Source organism: Polaromonas sp. P1_G1 (genome assembly GCF_056405595.1).
In genome coordinates this window covers 44,216-62,606 of record NZ_JBFUBU010000027.1, presented here as the reverse complement: position 1 = coordinate 62,606, position 18,391 = coordinate 44,216, and the positions used below count along the sequence as shown (strand labels likewise).

The following is an 18,391-nucleotide window of genomic DNA, read 5'->3' as shown; positions in this document are numbered from 1 at the left end:
AGGGACTCCATTTTCAGCGCACTCAGTCCAGTTTGATGCCGCTGGCGCGTATGACCTGCGCCCATTTTTCGCGTTCGGCCTTGGCATAGCTCGCCATCTGCGCCGGCGTGCTGGGCGTGGGTTCCAGGCCCAGCACCTGGAAGCGCGCCTTGACAGGCGTGGAGTTCAGGGCGTCCACCAGCGTCTTGTTCAGCTTCGCAATCACGCTGTCAGGGGTGCCGGCCGGCGCAGCCAGGCCCTGCCAGGCATAGGCTTCAAAACCCTTGAGGCCCTGTTCGTCCAGCGTGGGGATGGTCTCGAAGTTCTTCACGCGCTGCGGGCTCGCGATGGCAATGGCGCGCAGGCGCCCGGCATTGATAAAGCCCATGCCGCTGGCAGTGTCGACAAACATGAAAGGCACTTGCCCGCCCGCCACGTCCTGCACCGCCGGTGCGGCGCCGCGGTACGGCACATGCACCAGGTTGAGGCCGGTCTTGCCGCGGAACAGTTCCGTGGCCAGATGGTGCGGGCTGCCGGCGCCCGGCGTGGCGTAGCTGACGCCGCCCTTCTGGGTCTTGGCCCAGGCCGTGAACTCGGCCAGGTTTTTGGCCGGCACGGTGGGGTTGACGACCAGGATCATCGGGAAACGCGCCAGCAGGCCTATGGGCGCCAGGTCTTTTTCAGCGCTGTAGCTGAGCTTGGTGTAGAGCGCCGGGTTGGCCGCCAGCGTGGCGGTGTCGCCGGTCAGCACGGTGTAGCCGTCGGGTTTGGCGTGGGCGACGTAGTCGGCGCCGATATTGGTCGCCGCACCCGGCTTGTTGTTGACGATGAGCGGCTGGCCCAGGGCCTGGCCCATGGCTTCCGTCAGCGCGCGCGCCACCACGTCGGAGCCGCCGCCCGCCGGGTAAGGCACCACCCACTCGATGGGGCGTGCCGGCCAGGTCTGCGCGGAAGCGGCGGTAGAGGCCAGCGCCAGTACGGCAAGCAGGCGGCGAAGGGAAGCGGGAAGGCGGTGCATGTTTTGTCTCCGTGAAATGGTTATGGGTGATCGGGAAGGTGTATCGGAAATCAGGTGGCCGCCAGGCGCTCGGCCTGGGCGATCAACGCCAGGACCTCGCCGGCGTCGGGCTGGCGGCTCAGCAACGCGAGCGCCAGCGTGGCCAGCAGCAGCGGCGCCCTCGCCTCGCCGACGCGGGCCGTGGCCTCCGCGAGCGCTGTATAGGCCTGGTCAAGGTCGCCGGTTTGGGGCAGTGTTGGGTTCATGGCTGTCTCCTCAATCATCAAGCTGGCCGCTGCTGGAAAGGCTTCAACGCGGATGCAATTTCCGCCGCTGAAGCCGCCTTCCAGCGGCCCATGAGGTAGCCGTCGGGCCGCACCAGGAAGGCCGAGCCCTCACCAGCGCCGTAGCGCTCGCGAGCCTGGCCGAGCTCATCGAGCAGGACGTCATTGGCGGGCTCGCCCTGCTTGCCAATAGCGATCACCTTGACGGAAGCGGGGCCGTCCTGGCCGGAGGCCGCCAAGGCGGCGATGCCTTTTGGCAGTACGCCCTTCTCGCTGAAATACAGCAGCACAAAACCGCCACCGAAACACGATGTGAGATGAAGGTCGCCGTCCGCACCACGCAGCCTGGCCTCAGGTGCGGGCATGCCGGCGCGCGCACCGGCGCCGAAAGCGCTTTCCTGCGCGGCCAGGTTCAGCGGCGAGCCCACATATTCGACTGGAGTGGATTGGCGCGGGTTCAGCAGCGAGGCCACGGCGGCGTCCTCGGTCGCCAGGCGCAGCGCGGCTTCGCGCAACAGCTTGAAGCCGTGGTTGGGCGGCGCCATGAATTCGGTGCTTTTGGCGCCGTAGCGGATGTTCTCGCGAGCGGCCTGTACGCGCTCGCTGGAATAACTGTCGAGCAACGAATCCGCGGCGCGGCCTTGTTGCACCAGTGCCAGTTTCCAGGCCAGGTTGCCCGCATCGTCCAGGCCCGAGTTGAGCCCACGCACGCCGAAGATGGGCACCAGGTGGGCCGCGTCGCCGGCGAACAGCACACGGCCGTGGCGGTAGCTGGGCAAGGTCAGGCATTTGGCGTTGTAGATCGAAATCCACAGCGGCTCCCAAGGCTGGTCCTCGCCGATCATGGACAAATGGCTTTGCACGCGCGGCAGCACATTCTCGGGTTTGACCGCCTCGAGCGGGTCCTCGTCGTCGCGGATCTGGTAGTCGATGCGCCAGACGTCGTCGGGCTGGCGGTGCATCAGGATGGTGGAGCCGGGGTTGGACGGTGGGTCGAACCAGGCCAGGCGTTCGACCGCGCGGCGGGTTTTCTGCACCACGTCGACGATCACGTAACGGCCCTCGTACTGTGTGCCTTCAAGCTGCAGGCCCAGCTGTTCGCGCACCGTGCTGCGGCCGCCATCACAGGCCACCACCCAGTCAGCCTGCACGGTATGCGTGCCGTCAGGCGCCTCGATATCCACCTGCGCGCCGCCGGCCTCGGGCCGCACGGCCGTCACCCTGCTGGACCAGCGCACGTCAACCAGGCCGCCCTGGGCCAGCGCCGCCTTGTGCGCGAACTCCTCGGCATAGAACTGCTGGATATTGACCATGGGCGCGAAGCGCTGCGCGGGTTCGCTGGGCATCTGGAAATGCAGCACTTCGCGATCGCGAAAGTAGCTGCGCCCACCCACCCACGACAGACCTTTGTCCACCAGCGCCTTGTCTGCGCCGACCCAGCCGAAAATTTCCTGCGAGCGGCGCGACATGCAGATGGCCCGGCTGCCGGCGCAATAACCGGCATCGGCCTCCACCACCAGGCTGGCAATGCCGTGGCGCGCCAGCAAAGCCGCCAGCGTCATGCCCACCGGGCCGCCGCCGGCGATCAGCACCGGCACGCGGTGCGGCCAGCTTGGGGAACCCGAAGAAAGAGGCGTTGTCACGATGCGCTTGTCCCGGTTGATTTATGGTTGCGCTCGCAACTATAAACCCATCCGGTTGCGTCCGCAACCATTTATTCGACAACCTCCGCAGAGGCCGGGAAACCCGAATTTAGTTGCGCACCACCGTCATCTGGCCGCGCACTTCACCCGCGGGATAGGCCGCCGTATGAATATTGGCATACCACCGGCCTGCCATCAGGTCGGCGGCTTGGGCGGCTGTCAGCGTTGCGCTGCCGTCCWTGGGGCTGCTTGGAGGGCCGGCCCATCCCAAGGCCACGCCGGCGTTGGCGCCAATGGCGGCGGGGCCGTGAAAGTGCCCTGCCGTTGCAGGCCCGGTGAGACGGGTGTAGTTGACCTTCCAGCGAAGCAGGTTGGTGCTGGGGTCGAACACGGCATCGACCGAGCCGCTGCCGGGGCTGGCATTGGCGGGCACTTCATTCGCGCCGCGAAGCTGCGTGGTGAAAGCGACCAGGCTGGATTGCTTGTTCATCACACCGCAGCCGGTGATGGCGGCAGCGGCCACAGCCAGGGCGGCCAGGGACATTCGGGTGGCGGTACGGCGTGAAAGCATGGGTCAGCTCCTTGAAAAGTTGCAGCCGATTGTGCGTGTCGCACCGCGCCCGGACCCGTAGGACAAACCCCATGCGAACAGTCGGTTCCGGACGACGCCCCTACCCCACCGCGCGCCGACACAACCGCATGCGCGCGAGCCGGAGACTGTTGGGATAGCCACATCCGCAAGAAAGACACCCATGGCATCCCGCGTTCTATGGAAAGGCGCCATCAGCTTCGGCCTGGTCCACATCCCCGTCGCGCTGCATTCGGCCACCTCCGAAAGCGGCGTCAACTTCGACTGGCTGGACAAGCGCAGCATGGACCCGGTGGGCTACAAGCGCATCAACAAGCGCACCGGCCGCGAAATCACCAAGGAAAACATCGTCAAGGGCGTCGAATACGAGGACGGCCAGTACGTGGTGCTGTCGGAAGACGAAATCGCCGCGGCCTATCCCAAGACCACCCAGACCATCGAGATCGAAAGTTTTGTGCCCAACACCGAGATTCCCTTTGTCTACCTCGAGCGGCCCTACTATGTTGCGCCCATCAACAAGGGCCAGAAGGTCTATGCGTTGCTGCGCGACACCCTGCTGAAGACGCAGCGCGTCGGCGTTGCCCGCGTCATCATCCAGACCAAGCAGCACCTGGCCGTGCTGGTGCCCGCGGGCCCGGTGCTGGTGCTGAACCTGTTGCGCTGGGGCGCCGACATCCGCTCGATCGAAGAGCTGAACCTGCCGCCCGTGGGCGCCAAGGCTGCCGGCCTTTCCGACAAGGAACTGGCCATGGCCAAACAGCTGGTGGACGACATGACCGGCAAATGGGACCCCGAACAGTTCACCGATTCCTTCAAGGACGACATCATGGCGCTGGTCAAGCGCAAGGCCAAGGAAGGCAAACTGGAAAACGTGGTGCAGCCGGAGGAGTCCGACGAAGCCGAAACCCGTTCCGGCGCCAAGATCATCGACCTGACCGAGCTGCTGCAGCGCAGCCTGCGCAAAGGCGGCGGCGAGGCGCCCAAATCCAAACCGGCCGCCAAAACAAAGGTCTCTGCCAAAACGCCGGCACGCAAAAAGTCCGCGGCCAAAAGCGGCGCGCATGCCCCCGCCAGGCGGCGCGCCGCCTAGCCGGCCACTGCCGCGCAGGCCGACGACATGGGCACCACACGCGATTCGCTGAAACACTACCGCGCCAAACGCGACTTCACGCGCACGCCCGAACCCGCGGAGGGCGGCACGCGTTCGGACAAGGCCCTGAGCTTCGTGATCCAGAAACACGACGCCCGCAACCTGCATTACGACTTCCGCCTGGAGCTGCAGGGCGCGCTCAAAAGCTGGGCGGTGCCCAAAGGCCCCAGCCTGGACCCGGCCGTCAAGCGCATGGGCATGCGCGTGGAAGACCATCCGATCTCTTACGGGGGTTTTGAAGGCAGCATCCCAGCCAGACAATACGGTGCCGGTGACGTGATCGTCTGGGACCGCGGCCTGTGGGCACCGCACGGCGACCCCGCCAAAAGCCTGCGCCAAGGTAAATTGAAATTCGAGCTGCACGGTGAAAAACTCAAAGGCGGCTGGACCCTGGTGCGCATGCACGGCCGCGGCGACGACAGCAAGGAACCCTGGCTGCTGATCAAGGAACACGACGAATACGCGCGCCCCGAAAAAGAATACGACGTGCGCGAGGCCCTGCCCAACAGCGTGCTTTCAGGCCAGCCGCTGCCCCGTGACGCCAAAGGAAAACCCGGCAAAGCGCCGCGCAAGGCCGCGGCAAAAAAAGCCTCCACGGCATCGACCAAAAAGACCGCAAAGCAAAGCACCGCCGGCATTCCCGAAGGCGCCGTCAAGGCCAAGCTACCCGAGATACTCTCGCCGCAACTCGCCACGCTGGTCGCGCGCCCGCCTGCCGACCCGCAGGGCTGGGCCTATGAGATCAAGTACGACGGCTACCGCCTGCTGGCCCGCATAGACGGTGATTCGGTCCGCCTCATGACGCGCAACGGCAATGACTGGACGCACAAGCTGCCCAAGCTGGCCCAGGCCGTGGCCGCGCTGGAAATTCCTTCGGGCTGGGTCGACGGCGAAATCGTGGTGATGAACGAGCACGGCGTGCCCGACTTCGGCGCGCTGCAAAACGCTTTCGACCACGCCAGCACGGCTCGCATCCTCTACTACGTGTTCGACCTGCCCTGGTTCGACGGACTGGACCTGCGCCAGTTGCCGCTGGCCCAGCGCCGGGAGCTACTGTGCGCGCTGGTCACCCGCCATCCGCAGGAGACCATACGCTTTAGCGACACGTTTGAGGAAGCACCGCAAGACCTGCTGGAGTCGGCGCGGCAAGTCGGGCTCGAAGGTGTGATCGGCAAGCGCATGGATTCGGCCTATGTCTCGCGCCGCTCACCGGACTGGATCAAGCTCAAGACCCAGTTGCGCCAGGAGTTCGTGATCGGCGGCTACACCGAGCCCAAGGGCTCGCGTGCCGGCCTGGGCGCGCTGATGCTGGGCGTGCATGACGAAGACGGCGCGCTGAAGTATGCCGGCAACGTCGGCACCGGTTTCAATGACAAGGTGCTCAAGGACCTCAAGGCGCGGCTGCAGAAAATCCACACGGAACGCAGCCCCTTCGCAAAGCTGCCCGCCGGCGTCAAGGGCCAGTGGGTCAAACCGCAGCTGCTGGCCGAAGTCGCCTTCGGCGAATGGACCCACGGCGGCCACATCCGCCATTCGGTGTTCCAGGGCCTGCGCAGCGACAAGCCCGCCACCCACATCGTTCGTGAAAAACCCGCCGCCCTGCAGCGCGGCAAGAAAGGCGCCGCCGTGAACCCCGCGAAAAAACCCGCCAGCGAAAAACCCAGTGCCAAGGGCAGCCTGAAAGCCGCGGCAAAAACACCCGCCAAAGCCGCCCCGGCCACGCTGAAATCCCTGCGCGTCACGCATGCCGACCGCGTGGTCGACAGCAGCACCGGCTTCACCAAACAGAACGTGGTCGAGCACTATGCGCAGGTCGCGGCGCTGATATTGCCGCACCTCAAGGCGCGCCCGACCTCGCTGGTGCGCGCCCCCTCGGGCATAGGCGGCGAGCTGTTCTTCCAGAAGCACGCCGAGGCCGGTTCTGTCCCGGGCATCAAACTGCTGGACCCCGCGCTCGACCCCGAGCACGAGCCGCTGCTGGAAATCCCCACCACCGCCGCCCTGCTGGCCGCCACCCAGGTCAATGTGCTGGAGTTCCACACCTGGAACGCCACGACGCGCGCCATCCACAAACCCGACCGCATGACCTTTGACCTGGACCCCGGCGAAGGCGTGGCCTGGCCGCAGATGCAAGAGGCCGCACAGTTGGTGCGGGCCTTCCTCGATGAGCTGAAGCTGTCCAGCTTCCTCAAGACCAGCGGCGGCAAGGGCCTGCACGTGGTGGTGCCGCTCAAGCGGCAGTATGACTTCGACACCGTCAAGGATTTTTCGTATGCGCTGGTCAAGCATCTGGCCACGGTGATTCCCGAGCGCTTTGTCGCCAAGAGTGGCCCTAAAAACCGTGTAGGCAAGATTTTCCCGGACTACCTGCGCAACGGTTTCGGCGCGACCACCGTGTCGGCCTGGTCGCTGCGCGCCCGGCCCGGGCTGGGCGTCTCGGTGCCCGTTGCCTGGGACGAACTGGATTCGCTGACCGGCGGCGCGCACTGGACGGCGCAGACCCTGGGCGCCCGGCTGGGCGTCGGCAACCGGCCCTGGGACGCTTACGAGGCCTCACGCAACAGCCTGAGCGCCGCGATGAAACAGCTTGGCTTCAAGCCGCCGACGCGGCGCGCGTGATGCAGGGGACCTGTCATCCGCCTCCTACAGCGCCAGGGCCCGCGGCCCGACATGGCCGAACGCAAGCAGCCTTTAAATTGGAGTTGTGGGGGTTCCAAAACCTCCCATTTCGCATTCATTCATCCATTCACTCAAGGAGACCCGTATGCCTTCGAACCAGAATGACCAGCAACGCAACAATCCCCAAGCCCAGGACAAACAGCAACAGCAACAAGGCCAGCGCAAGCAGCCCGGCCAGCAGGACCGCCAGAACGTCAACCAGTCCAGCGATGCGCAATTGAACCAGGGCCAGGGCAACCAGCGCCAGGGGCAGCAAGGCCAGCACGGCAGCGCCCAGGGCAACCAGCAAAAGCAGTCGCGCAACCAGTCCGAGCGCGACGAGAACATGGAGCCCCAGGACTCCGGCAGCCGGCAGTCGGGCCGCAGCAACAACTGATCGCGCTGTGGACCGCATTTCCCCAAAAGACAAGTGGAGGCCATGTGCCTCCGCTTTTTTTGCGCCCACACAAAAGGGCTTGCGAGGCACCCATGAACCAGCCCGATGAAATGGACCTGACGCTTTATCTGCAGACGGAAGGCCGCCGGCTCGCGGCGGAACTCGCGAAGCACCGGCCCGCCCCGACCGCATCCCGGCCCTCTTCCGCCCAGCAGCAATGCGCCGCCGCGCAACCCGGCAGCCAGCGCCCTGCGCGCAGCCTCAGCGAAGCCCTGCAGCGCATGGGCGTGGCAGGCGCGCACCCGCGCCGCCGCCTGTAGGTCACCGCCGCGACTTGCCCGCGGGCACTGGCCTTGCGCCTGCCCGCGTCCTATCATTCAGGCAGCGCACCCGCATGCGCCTGGAGACACCATGAAGCCCCTCTTGCCCTTCACACTGGCCGGCTTGCTGCTTTTGTCGGCTTGCCCCGATCCCAAGTCCCCCAAAGCTCCTCCCAAAGTACCCGAGCCCAAAGCGGCCGACTCGGCCGAGCTTCGCCTGCCGGCACAACTCACAGCAGCACATCGCAACGCGCACGCATGAAGACCTTCCGGTGCGCTTTCATCCCAGTTTTCATGCTGTTGCTGGCCGGCTGCGCCACCTCGAACGATCCTCTCGCGCAACGTGTCACCGTTGAAGGCCGGGCCTACCTGCTCAGTCCGTTGACCGCCGGCACCTGGACGGCCACCTCGTCGCCGGCAGCAAGCCCCATCTCCACCACGCCCTCGGTACGCACCGCCCTGCTGGCGGCCATCGAGCAACGCTCTGGCTGCAAGGTCACCGACGTCGACTATTCACGCAGCGGCATGCAACTGGATGCGCAGGTGGATTGCGCAAGCCGCCTCAAAAACTAAGCGCTGCAAAAAAAGGGGCAGCCTGCGCCGCCCCTGGTTTGCCGAACCTCGAGTGCCGGCAAGAAACGAAAAATTTCTCCTGAGACCGCGGCCTTATGTTGATGCCTTCAAGGCATCGCGCAGTGCTTTGACCTGGTCATGGTTGCGCTGCGCGCCCCGGGCCTGGCGCTCCACCACCGCCCTGATCGACGAGGGCAGGTTTTGCTTCAAGGCCTTGCGGTAGCGCGCCACGGCGGCGTCTTCGCCGCGCTCACATTCATTGAGCATGGCCTGGTCGCTGTAGGCGCTCAGCGTCGCCCGCACGGACACCCATCCGCGATGCAGAGCACCGGCCATCGAGCCTCCGTCATCGGGCTTGCCGCCCAGCTGGCGTATCAGGGTCTGCAGCTCCAGGCCTGCGGCCCGGCATTCGCCGGAATGGCGGTGCAGCAGCACCTTGATGTCCTCCGAACGCGCGTGTTCGGCGCATTCGCGGAAACCGTACTCGCCGTCGCGGCAGGATTCCAGCAGGTCGTTGAGCGTGTCGACGATTTCCTCGTCGTCCGCCACGCCGACGGTGTCGGCGTTGCTGAGGCTTGCATCGCTGCGGGAGGCCGCGGTTTCATAAGCGCTGACCTGCTCGTGCGCGCGGTTCCAGGCCGCGCGGCTGGCCTGACGGGCCTGCGGCCAGTCCAGGGTCGAACGCCCCCTATAGGTATCCCAGCGGTCCGCCAGGCGCATTTCAGCCTCCTCGAACGAGCCGGGGTAATCGCGCCGTCCTTCCACGCCCAGCCGGTAGGCGGGCGCATAGTCGTCAAAGGGGCGGCCCATTTCGTAATAGGGCTCCAGCGTGTGCCTGTCGCGCCACCAGGCTTCCGCGGCCGTGGGGTCCAGGGCCTCGGCGGCTTCCTTGCCACCCATGCCGCCGGCAATCGCACCGGCCACGCCGCCGACAACAGCGCCGGCGGGGCCGGCCACCACACCGGCGGCCGCGCCTCCGGCAACGCCGCCCATGGCCGCGCCTATGCCGGTGCCCACCGGGTGTGAGCCGGGCTCCTTGCTGATCGGGTCAAGATTGGGATCGTGTTCTTTGGCCATGTGTATCTCCTTTGTCGAACGCGGGTTTGAAAGACATCCGGCCATCACCTCATCACCTGGCCGGACACTGGCCACCATGGTCGCGCGCGGTGCAAGGCCTCACGGTCAGGCAAGCACAGACGGGCATGTAGGAGAGCGCCGCGCGGAAATGCGCGCCGCTGGTGACCGTGAGCCACACCCTTTCAGGCATCAAGCTCCGGGTAGCGGCGGAAGATGCCGTCCTCGTTGAAAGGGATGCGCCGCTCGCTCACGAGGTAGGCCGCCACACGCCTGTGCTTCGCCACACCGTCATGCAGGTCCATCACACGCGGCGCATTATTCAGGGCACGGCGGGCGGCCTTGGGAAAGGCATACAGCAGCCCCTCCACCAGCTGGAACAGCGAAAGATCGGCATAACTCAGGCGCCCGCCCACCAGGTGCGCATCACCGCGCGGGTTTCGCTCGAGCACGGTTTCAAACCAGGCCAGGAATTTTTTGATGCGCGCCGTCCTGAACTCCTTCGCGCGCCTGAGCGCCTCCTTCTTCTGGTCCTCGTAGTAGAGCCCCGTGCCCACCGGGTGATGCGAGTCGTGCGCTTCGGCCACGATGTCGGCAATCGTGAGCTGGATCTGGTGCGTCCAGAGGCGGGCTGTTTCGCTTTTTCCGACCAGGCCCAGGCGCGGGCCCAGGTACAGCAGGATGGCGGCCGACTGGCCGACGATGGTCTTGCCGTCGACCAGGAAAGGCGGCGCGAAGGGCGGACGCCGCACGCCGCCGCTTTCCATGAAGTAGGTCATCGCGGGAATGCCCTGCCCGTCTTCCTCGCAGCCGCGCGCCACGTCCACATAGTCGGCGCCGGCGGCCTCCAGCGCGAGCCGTGCAAATTCGCCGCGCCCCTGGATGCCGGGCCAGTAATGAAGTTCGTAAGGCATGAATGACAACTCCTGCAAGTCCTGTGAGGGTCGTTTCATTCTGCGTGAAACCATGGTTTGAATCCATGGCAAATGCCGCCGCGTCCGCTTGTCCTACGAAGATTTCGCCCTCCTCCGACAAGCCGCCGCCTGGAGCGGAACTACGTTGAAACTGCGTCCATCCAGGCCTGCACGCTACAGCGCCCAAGGCCTATTTCTGGCGTTATTTCTGGCGTTATTTCTGGCGCTATTTCTGGAGTTCCCATGACAGCCTCCACCCTTCCCGCATCCCTGCACGGCAAAACCCTGCGCTGGACCTTCAAGGACGGCCCGACGCGGGGCCATACCTTTGAGCACACCTTTGCCGGCGACGGCTCTCTTACCTGGCGCGGCGCGGGCCCGGACGCCAAAGACCACCACGAAAACGCCAGCGCCGCCGTGAAAGTGTCGGAGGACGTGCATGTGGTGTCCTATCTCTCAAAGGAAAGCGGCTACACGCTGACGGTGGCCCTGAACCTCAAGACCGGCCAGGCCATCGGTTTTGCCTCCAACGGCAAGGACTGGGTGCAGCAGTCGGGCACCTTCGAGGTCGTAGGCACCAGCCGTTAGCCCTTACCCACCGGCGGCGATTTGCCGCAGCGCCTGCTCAAACACCTCGACGGGTTGCCCGCCGGAAATCAGGTGGCGGTCATTGATGATGACGGCCGGCACCGAATGGATGCCCTGGGTCAGGTAGAACTGTTCGCGTTCGCGCACCTCGCGCGCGTACTCGCCTGAAGCCAGCACTTCGCGTGCGCGGGCCTCATCCAGGCCCGCCTCCGCGGCCGCCTTCACCAGCACCTCGTGCGAGGCCGGGCTCTGGCCATCGGTGAAATAGCGCTGGAACAACAACTCTTTCAGTGCCTTTTGCTTGTCCGCGCCTTCAAGTTCGGCCCAGTGCAGCAGCCGGTGCGCGTCAAAAGTGTTGTAGATCCGGCTGCGCCCGCCGCCGGGCTCATCGGCCATGCTGAACTTGAAGCCGACCTGGGCGCCGCGCGCGCGTATGTTCTCGCGGTTGGCATTGGCCTGCTCGGCCGAGATGCCGTATTTCTGGGTGATGTGCTCAGTGATCTCCTGGCCCTCGGGCGTCATCTTGGGATTGAGTTCAAAAGGCTGGAAGTGCAGTTCGGCCTGGATGTCGCCGCGCACGCGCTCGAGTGCCTGGTCCAGCGACTTCAGGCCAATCACGCACCAGGGGCAGGAAACGTCGGACACAAAATCGATCTTGAGTTGGGTGGTCATGGGTCAGGCCTTGGGAGTTGTTCTGCGTTAACCGGATTTTGGCTTGCAGCAAGCCAGCTTGCGGTGCGCCCCGGGATATTCAAGTACCCGATGCGTGGTTAATCCACGGTCGCCGCCGCTGGCCGGGGCCTTCTGTGGCAACCGGTTTCAAGAAACTGTCACACAAGCTTCCTAAGATTCCCGCAGCGCAGCATGACCGCAGCTTCGCGATCATCCCCACCTGAAGAAAAACTGGAAAACACCAATAATGTCCGACCTGGCCACCCCCTCCCTCCCGTCCCGCCGCACCGCCCTGAAGTTCCTGGCCACCGCGCCCATGCTGCCGCTGGGCGCCCTGGCCTCCAGCAGCCTGCTGTCGGGCTGCGCCACCAGCGGCCCCGCCGCCGCCGGCAACTACCTGTCTTCCAGCTTCACGTCCATGGCCGCGCCCTCGCTGGCCGACACGGCCGCCATGGCCACCACCACCGTGGGTTCCAGCCTGCAGGTCCGCCTCAAGGACAACAGCACGCAAAGCTACAAGCTCGCCTACCAGCCCTTCTTCGTCACCGGCGACATGGTGCCGGACGGCAAGGGCGGCACCATCCTGAGCGGCGGCTACGTGGACATCAACAACCAGCCCATCATCGACCGCTCGGTGCCCGGCAAGGAACGCCAGATGTTCTCCGACTCGCCCGATGGCACCTCGCTGCTGGGCCTGCCCAATGCCAACGTGCCCGGCGTCAAGGGCAAGGCGGTCTTCGCCGTCGTGCAGTTTGAATACACCACGCGCGACCAGGCCGGCGCCGATGCCTACGGCAACCTGCCCTCGCCCATCGCCGTGCTGACACTGGACCAGGACCCCGCCACCGGCAAGCTCAGCCTCGTGAAGTACCACAACGTCGACATGTCCAAGGCGCACGGCCTGTGGATCACCTGCGGCGCCAGCCTGTCGCCCTGGAACACCCACCTGTCCAGCGAAGAGTACGAGCCCGACGCCCCCTTTGCCGCCGAAAGCGCGCAGTTCAAGAAGTTCAGCAAGAACGTCTACGGCGACGAGACCAAGGCCAACCCCTACCACTACGGCCACCTGCCCGAAGTCACCGTGCACCCCGACGGCACCGGCACGGTCAAGAAGCACTACAACATGGGCCGCATCTCGCACGAGCTCGTGCAGGTCATGCCCGACAACCGCACCGTGCTAATGGGCGACGACGCCACCAACAGCGGCCTCTTCGTCTTCGTGGCCGACCGCGAGAAAGACCTCTCGTCCGGCACGCTGTACGTCGGCAAGCTGGGCAGCGGCTTCTCGGTCGACCCGGCCGCCGAAGGCGCGAAGATCTCCTGGATCAAGCTGGGACACGCCAGCAGCGCCGAGATCGAAAAGATGGCCGACACGCTCAAGCCGGCCGACATCATGACGGTGCTCAAGGCCGACCCGTCCGACGCCAGCTTCACCAAGGTGTTCTACGGCGGCAACGCGAACTGGATCAAGGTCAAGCCCGGCATGGAAAAAGCCGCCGCCTTCCTCGAAACCCACCGCTATGCCTACCTCATGGGCGGCAGCATGGGCTTCTCCAAGATGGAAGGCACAACCGTCAACATCAAGGACAAGGTCGCCTACTCGGCGCTGCAGAACATGCAGGACTCCATGGTCAAGACCGGCAAGGGCTGGAATGCGGCCAGCGGCATCGCCCTGGACAAGGCCCTGATCGCCGGCGGCGTGATGATGCACAAGCTCGACGGCGGCCAGAAAGACCTGGGCGGCAACGCCATCGACAGCGAATGGATGCCGGTGCACACCAAGGCCCTGCTGGTCGGCGAAGACATCGCCGGCGATGCGCTGGGCAACAAGGCCAACCCCAACAAGGTCTCCAACCCCGACAACCTGAAGTTCTCGGAAAAGATGCGCACCCTGTTCATCGGTGAAGACAGCAGCACCCACGTCAACAACTTCATCTGGGCCTACAACGTCGACACCCAACAGCTGTCGCGCCTGATGTCCATGCCCTCGGGCGCCGAGGCCACCGGCCTGCACGTGGTGGACGACCTGAATGGCTGGACCTACATCATGAGCAACTTCCAGCACGCCGGTGACTGGATCCCGGCGCTGCACGGCAAGGTGCAGGCCGTGCTGGACCCGCTGGTGCGCGCGAACTACAAGGACCGCTTCGGCGCGGCCGTCGGCTACCTCACGGCCGACCCCAGCAGCATCAAGCTGGGTTAAGAGCGGAGCCTGCCGAAGATTCGGCAGGCTCAGGGCGAACTGCATTGAAAAGCCCTTCTTCCCTAAAATGCCCTGCAAGCCCGCGGCGCATCGCCTGGGCACCATAGCCCAACGGGAACCCCATGCATTACCGCTACGACGACCTGATCCACTACGCCCAATCCCTGCTCACCGCCGCCGGGCTTGAGCCGGCCAAGGCCACAGCCGTCGCGGAAATCCTGGTCGAAGGCGACCTGATGGGCCACAACACCCACGGCCTGGCCCTACTGCCCGGTTACCTCGGCGAACTCGAGTCAGGCTCCATGGCAAAGCTGGGTGCGCCCACCGTACTGGCCGACCGTCCGGCCGCCCTGACCTGGGACGGTCGCCGCCTGCCCGGCCCCTGGCTGGTGCTAGAGGCCATGGCACAGGCCGCTGAACGCGCCGCCATCCAGGGCACTTGCACCGTGGTGATACGCCGCAGCCACCACATCGCCTGCCTGGCCGCCTACCTGAAACGCGCCACGGACAAAGGCCTGCTGATGCTGCTGACCTGCTCAGACCCCAACACCGCCAGCGTCGCGCCCTTCGGCGGGCTGGACGCGGTGTTCACGCCGAACCCGGTCTCTGCCGGCATTCCCACGGGCGGCGTTCCGGTGCTGATGGACGTGTCTACCTCGGCCACCACCAACGGCATGACCAACCGGCTGCACAAGGAAGGCAAGCGCCTGCCCGCCGCCTGGGTGATGGACGGACACGGCGCGGCCAGCGACAACCCTTCCGTGCTGTTTGAAGAACCCAAGGGCACCATCCTGCCGCTGGGCGGCATGGACTCCGGCCACAAGGGCTACGGCCTCACGCTGCTGGTCGAGGCCCTGACCGGCGGCCTGGCCGGCCATGGCCGCGCCGACCACAAGGAAGGCTGGGGCGCGACGGTGTTTCTGCAGATCATGGACCCGCGTGCCTTCGCCGGCCTGGATGCGTTTGAGCGGCAGACCGGCCACGTCGCCGACGCCTGCCGCACCTCGCGCCCGGCACGCGAAGGCACGGCTGTGCGCACCCCGGGCGAAAAAGGCATCGCGCTGGCCGCGAAGCAAAAGGAAACCGGCGTGGCGCTCTACCCGTCCATACTGCCCGCGCTGGCCAGTTGGGCCGTCAAGCTCGGTGTGACGGAGCCCGCCGCCACGACCTGAAGCGCCGCGCGGCTGGGCTCAGGCCAGCCTGCGTCGCCGTAGCCGGCCCATCACCAGCGGCATGGTCCAGACCAGCAGCGTGACCACCGCCAGCGAGGCCGCGATCGGCCGGCTGACAAAGGCCATGAAGTTGCCGTCGGCCTTGATCATGGAGGTGATGAAGTTCTCCTCCAGCATGCCGCCCAGCACCACGCCCAGGATGGCGGGCGAAATCGGGAAGTCGTTTTCCTCCAGCAGGTAGGCGATCAGGCCGGCCACCAGCATCACGGCCACGTCAAACACCGAGTTGTTGATGGCGAAAGTGCCCACGATGCAGAACAGCAGGATGACGGGCATGAGGATGTTGCGCGGCACCTTGAGGATGTTCCTGGCTGCCTTGATGCACAGGATTCCCAGCGGAATCATGATGATGTTGGCCAGGATGAAGATCAGGAAAATCGCGTAGATGTTTTGCGGGTTGGTCGTGAAGAGCGTCGGCCCGGGGTTCATGTTTTTCATGTAAAGCACGCCGATCACGATGGCCGTGATGGAGTCGCCCGGGATGCCGAACACCAGCGCCGGTATCCACGCGCCGGCCAGCGCGCTATTGTTGGCCGACCCCGACTCCACAATGCCCTCGACGTGGCCGGTGCCGAATTTTTCGGGCTCTTTGGAGAATTTCTTGCTCATCGCATACGACATCCAGGCGGCGATGTCGGCGCCGGCGCCGGGCAAGGCGCCCACTGCGGTGCCCAGCACACTGCCGCGCAGTATCTGCACCGGGTATTTTTTGGCGAGGGCCCACTGCCCCTTGAGCACATTGCCCACCTGCTCCACCACCAGTTCGGCCGGGGGGCTGGTGTCGACCACGTAGCGGATGATCTCCGAAATGGCGAACATGCCGATCATCATGGAAATCATGCCGATGCCGCCCATCATCTCGGCGTTGCCGAAAGTGAAGCGCGGAAAGCCGCCTGGGTTGTTCAGGCCGACGCAAGCCACCATCAGGCCCAGGAACAGGGAGATCACCCCCTTGAGCGGGCGGTCGGAGGTGATGAACACCGCGCAGGTCAGGCCCAACAAGACCAGCCAGAAGTATTCGAAGGAGCTGAAGCGGATCGCGAAATCGGCAAGCGCCGGCGCGGCGACGATCAGTACCACGGTGCCGAACAGGCCGCCCACCGCGGAAAACACCAGGCCCGCGCCCAATGCAACTTCAGCCTGGCCCTTGCGCGTCAGGGCGAAAGCTTCATCGGTGTACGCGGCCGACGCCGGCGTACCCGGTATGCGCAGCAGGCAGCCCGGAATGTCGCCCGAAAAAATCGCCATGGCCGTGGCGGTCACGATGGCGGCCACCGCGGGCACGGGTGCCATGAAAAACGTCACCGGCACCAGCAGCGCGGTGGCCATGGTGGCGGTCAGGCCCGGAACTGCGCCGACGAAAAGACCGTAAACGGCGGCGACCACCATCACCATCAAGGTGTAGGGTTCGAACACCATGAAAAAAGCCTGGCTCACTGCAGTCCACATAAGGGTCAGCTCCTGAAGCGTTGTTGTTGTGCGCGAGTTCCCGGGCGCGGCCTACCAGCTGTAGTTGACAAGAATGCCCCAGGGAAGCGGCACGCGCAGCAGCTTGTAAAACATGAAGTGAATGGCCAGCGTGGTGACCGCGGCGACCAGCAGCGATTTGCCCAGGGGTACGCGCAGCACGCAGAACATGGCCCAGAGGATGAGCGTAGCCGTAGGCAGAAAGCCCAGCTTTTCCGCCGCGAAGATGTAAAACAGCACCGAGGCCACCAGCAGCACAAAGGCCGCCACATGGCGCGGGGACCGCATCCAGTCGCCCGGCAGCACCCACGGCGCCGCCCTGCGCGCCAGCCAGCCGCGCACGATCAGGGCCAGGCCGCAGACAAGAATGCCGCTGGCGACCAGCCCGGGGAACAAGGCCGGTCCCACCTGCTGGCCCGGGATGGTCGGGTAGGACCTGACAGTGAACAGGACCAGCGCTCCGAGGACGGCCAGGACCAGCCCGAAGAAGGCGTCATTGATTTTCATGCGAAGGCTTTCGGGTCGGGCCGGAAACCGGGAAGGGCAAGCCCTCCGGCTTCCGCGCGTTGGAAATGCCGCGCCGCAAGGCGGCGGCTTACTTGGCGATGCCCACGGCCTTCATCGTCGCGCCGAGTTCGGCATCCGACTTGGCCATGAATTTGGCGAAATCGTCGGGGCCCGCGTAGATCACGCCGAAGCCGCGGGTCGCCATGAAATCGGTGTATTCCTTGCTTGCCACGATCTTCCTGAGGGCGCCACTGATCTTGTCGCGCGCCTCTGCTGGTATGCCCTTGGGCGCGACGATGCCGCGCCACGCGGCCATGGTCCAGTCGCTGCCGGTCGCGGCCTTGAGAGTGGGCACGTTCGGGTACAGCGCCGAGGGCTTGTCGTTCATGATCACCAGGCTTTTGACCTTGCCGGCATCGATCAGCGAGCGCGCTTCGGGCAGCGACACCGGTGCGATCTCGACACCGCCCGCGATCATGTCCTGCAGGCCCGGGGCCGCGCCGTTGCTGGGCACCCAGGGCACCGCGGCCGGATCGATTTTCTGGTCGCGCAACATGCCCGCGATGGCCAGGTGCCAGATACCGCCCTGCCCGGTCCCGGACGCCTTGAACTTGCCGGGATTGGCCTTGACGGCGGCCAGCAGGTCGTTGATGGTTTTATACGGCGCGTCGGCCCGCACCTGCACGCCGGCCGGGTCGGCATTGACCAGGCCCAGCGGCGTGTAGGACGCACCGGAGAGCTCGGTCAGGCCTTGCCAGTGCATCATGCTGATCTCGACCGTGGCCATGCCGATGGTGTAGCCGTCCGCCGGGGCCGAGGCGATGGCGGCATGGCCCACGACGCCGTTGCCGCCGGTGCGGTTGACCACGGTGACCGGCTGGCCGAGTTCTTTTTCGAGCAGGCTTCCCACGATGCGGGCCGTGGCATCCGTGCCGCCGCCCGCGCCCCAGGGCACGATCAGCGTCACCGGTCGGCTCGGGTAACCCTGCGCGGCAACCGGAAGCGCGGCGGCAGCCAGTGCCAGGCAGGCCGCGGCGCCGGCGGCGCGTGCAACAAAGGAACGACGGGAAGGGGCAAGCATCAATGTCTCCTTGGATGGCACGGGGAGCCCCCGTGTGTTTTTGAAGTCACTCACTGAAGTCAT

19 protein-coding genes are annotated in these 18,391 nt (G+C 65.5%); 9 read left to right on the top strand and 10 right to left on the bottom strand.

What is annotated here, in order from left to right; all coding sequences use genetic code 11:
* Positions 1 to 22: 22 nt before the first annotated feature.
* The 4 genes from AC1D1Y_RS15035 to AC1D1Y_RS15020 form a co-directional block, all read right to left on the bottom strand.
* Positions 23 to 997 carry a Bug family tripartite tricarboxylate transporter substrate binding protein gene (locus AC1D1Y_RS15035; RefSeq protein WP_477683028.1) on the bottom strand — a complete coding sequence of 325 codons (975 nt, stop codon included), beginning with the start codon at positions 995 to 997 and terminating at the stop codon, positions 23 to 25.
* Between the two features lie 50 nt (positions 998 to 1,047).
* Entirely contained in the window at positions 1,048 to 1,242 is a 195-nt protein-coding gene (locus AC1D1Y_RS15030) for a hypothetical protein (RefSeq protein ID WP_477683027.1), read from the bottom strand.
* Positions 1,243 to 1,259: 17 nt separating this feature from the next.
* Positions 1,260 to 2,903 (bottom strand): FAD-dependent oxidoreductase, encoded by a 1,644-nt coding sequence (locus tag AC1D1Y_RS15025; protein ID WP_477683026.1) that lies wholly within the window; start codon positions 2,901 to 2,903, stop codon positions 1,260 to 1,262.
* Between the two features lie 109 nt (positions 2,904 to 3,012).
* Entirely contained in the window at positions 3,013 to 3,474 is a 462-nt protein-coding gene (locus tag AC1D1Y_RS15020) for a CHRD domain-containing protein (RefSeq protein ID WP_477683025.1), read from the bottom strand.
* A gap of 181 nt (positions 3,475 to 3,655) precedes the next feature.
* Here AC1D1Y_RS15020 and ku point away from each other — a divergent pair, with 181 nt between their 5' ends.
* From ku to AC1D1Y_RS14990, 6 genes are all read left to right on the top strand, one after another.
* Entirely contained in the window at positions 3,656 to 4,582 is a 927-nt protein-coding gene (gene ku, locus AC1D1Y_RS15015) for a non-homologous end joining protein Ku (protein ID WP_477683024.1), read from the top strand.
* A gap of 27 nt (positions 4,583 to 4,609) precedes the next feature.
* Positions 4,610 to 7,261, top strand: coding sequence for a DNA ligase D (gene ligD, locus AC1D1Y_RS15010; RefSeq protein ID WP_477683023.1), 2,652 nt, complete (start codon positions 4,610 to 4,612; stop codon positions 7,259 to 7,261).
* A 145-nt stretch (positions 7,262 to 7,406) separates the two neighbouring features.
* The gene (locus AC1D1Y_RS15005) at positions 7,407 to 7,697 is read left to right on the top strand and encodes a hypothetical protein (protein ID WP_477683022.1); all 291 of its coding nucleotides are present in this window, start codon (positions 7,407 to 7,409) and stop codon (positions 7,695 to 7,697) included.
* A gap of 92 nt (positions 7,698 to 7,789) precedes the next feature.
* On the top strand, positions 7,790 to 8,017 hold the full coding sequence (locus tag AC1D1Y_RS15000) for a hypothetical protein (RefSeq protein WP_477683021.1): 228 nt from the start codon (positions 7,790 to 7,792) through the stop codon (positions 8,015 to 8,017).
* A gap of 91 nt (positions 8,018 to 8,108) precedes the next feature.
* Positions 8,109 to 8,279: a hypothetical protein gene (locus AC1D1Y_RS14995; RefSeq protein WP_477683020.1), complete on the top strand. Its 171-nt coding sequence runs from the start codon at positions 8,109 to 8,111 to the stop codon at positions 8,277 to 8,279.
* Positions 8,276 to 8,590, top strand: coding sequence for a hypothetical protein (locus AC1D1Y_RS14990; protein WP_477683019.1), 315 nt, complete (start codon positions 8,276 to 8,278; stop codon positions 8,588 to 8,590). Before AC1D1Y_RS14995 ends, AC1D1Y_RS14990 begins: the two co-directional genes overlap by 4 nt.
* Positions 8,591 to 8,683: 93 nt before the next feature.
* On the opposite strand, the gene AC1D1Y_RS14985 is transcribed toward AC1D1Y_RS14990, so the two are convergent.
* Both AC1D1Y_RS14985 and AC1D1Y_RS14980 read right to left on the bottom strand, forming a co-directional pair.
* Positions 8,684 to 9,667, bottom strand: a complete 984-nt coding sequence (locus AC1D1Y_RS14985; RefSeq protein ID WP_477683018.1) for a ferritin-like domain-containing protein — start codon at positions 9,665 to 9,667, stop codon at positions 8,684 to 8,686.
* A 182-nt stretch (positions 9,668 to 9,849) separates the two neighbouring features.
* Entirely contained in the window at positions 9,850 to 10,578 is a 729-nt protein-coding gene (locus AC1D1Y_RS14980) for a glutathione S-transferase (protein ID WP_477683017.1), read from the bottom strand.
* 243 nt (positions 10,579 to 10,821) lie between these two features.
* Here AC1D1Y_RS14980 and AC1D1Y_RS14975 point away from each other — a divergent pair, with 243 nt between their 5' ends.
* On the top strand, positions 10,822 to 11,166 hold the full coding sequence (locus AC1D1Y_RS14975) for a MoaF N-terminal domain-containing protein (protein WP_477683016.1): 345 nt from the start codon (positions 10,822 to 10,824) through the stop codon (positions 11,164 to 11,166).
* A gap of 3 nt (positions 11,167 to 11,169) precedes the next feature.
* Here AC1D1Y_RS14975 and AC1D1Y_RS14970 read toward each other — a convergent pair whose 3' ends face one another.
* Positions 11,170 to 11,838 carry a DsbA family oxidoreductase gene (locus AC1D1Y_RS14970; RefSeq protein ID WP_477683015.1) on the bottom strand — a complete coding sequence of 223 codons (669 nt, stop codon included), beginning with the start codon at positions 11,836 to 11,838 and terminating at the stop codon, positions 11,170 to 11,172.
* Between the two features lie 247 nt (positions 11,839 to 12,085).
* On the opposite strand from AC1D1Y_RS14970, the gene AC1D1Y_RS14965 reads away from it, so the two are divergent.
* Both AC1D1Y_RS14965 and AC1D1Y_RS14960 read left to right on the top strand, forming a co-directional pair.
* Positions 12,086 to 14,041, top strand: coding sequence for a PhoX family protein (locus tag AC1D1Y_RS14965; protein ID WP_477683014.1), 1,956 nt, complete (start codon positions 12,086 to 12,088; stop codon positions 14,039 to 14,041).
* A gap of 122 nt (positions 14,042 to 14,163) precedes the next feature.
* Entirely contained in the window at positions 14,164 to 15,213 is a 1,050-nt protein-coding gene (locus tag AC1D1Y_RS14960) for an Ldh family oxidoreductase (RefSeq protein ID WP_477683013.1), read from the top strand.
* A gap of 18 nt (positions 15,214 to 15,231) precedes the next feature.
* Here the strand turns inward: AC1D1Y_RS14960 and AC1D1Y_RS14955 are convergent, their stop codons facing one another.
* The 3 genes from AC1D1Y_RS14955 to AC1D1Y_RS14945 all read right to left on the bottom strand — a co-directional run bounded on the left by AC1D1Y_RS14955 (position 15,232) and on the right by AC1D1Y_RS14945 (position 18,328).
* Entirely contained in the window at positions 15,232 to 16,722 is a 1,491-nt protein-coding gene (locus AC1D1Y_RS14955; protein WP_477683012.1) for a tripartite tricarboxylate transporter permease, read from the bottom strand.
* A 51-nt stretch (positions 16,723 to 16,773) separates the two neighbouring features.
* Positions 16,774 to 17,247, bottom strand: coding sequence for a tripartite tricarboxylate transporter TctB family protein (locus AC1D1Y_RS14950; RefSeq protein WP_477683011.1), 474 nt, complete (start codon positions 17,245 to 17,247; stop codon positions 16,774 to 16,776).
* An 88-nt stretch (positions 17,248 to 17,335) separates the two neighbouring features.
* A complete protein-coding gene (locus AC1D1Y_RS14945; protein ID WP_477675365.1) occupies positions 17,336 to 18,328 on the bottom strand; it encodes a tripartite tricarboxylate transporter substrate binding protein in 993 nt (330 codons plus the stop codon).
* Between the last annotated feature and the right edge of the window lie 63 nt (positions 18,329 to 18,391).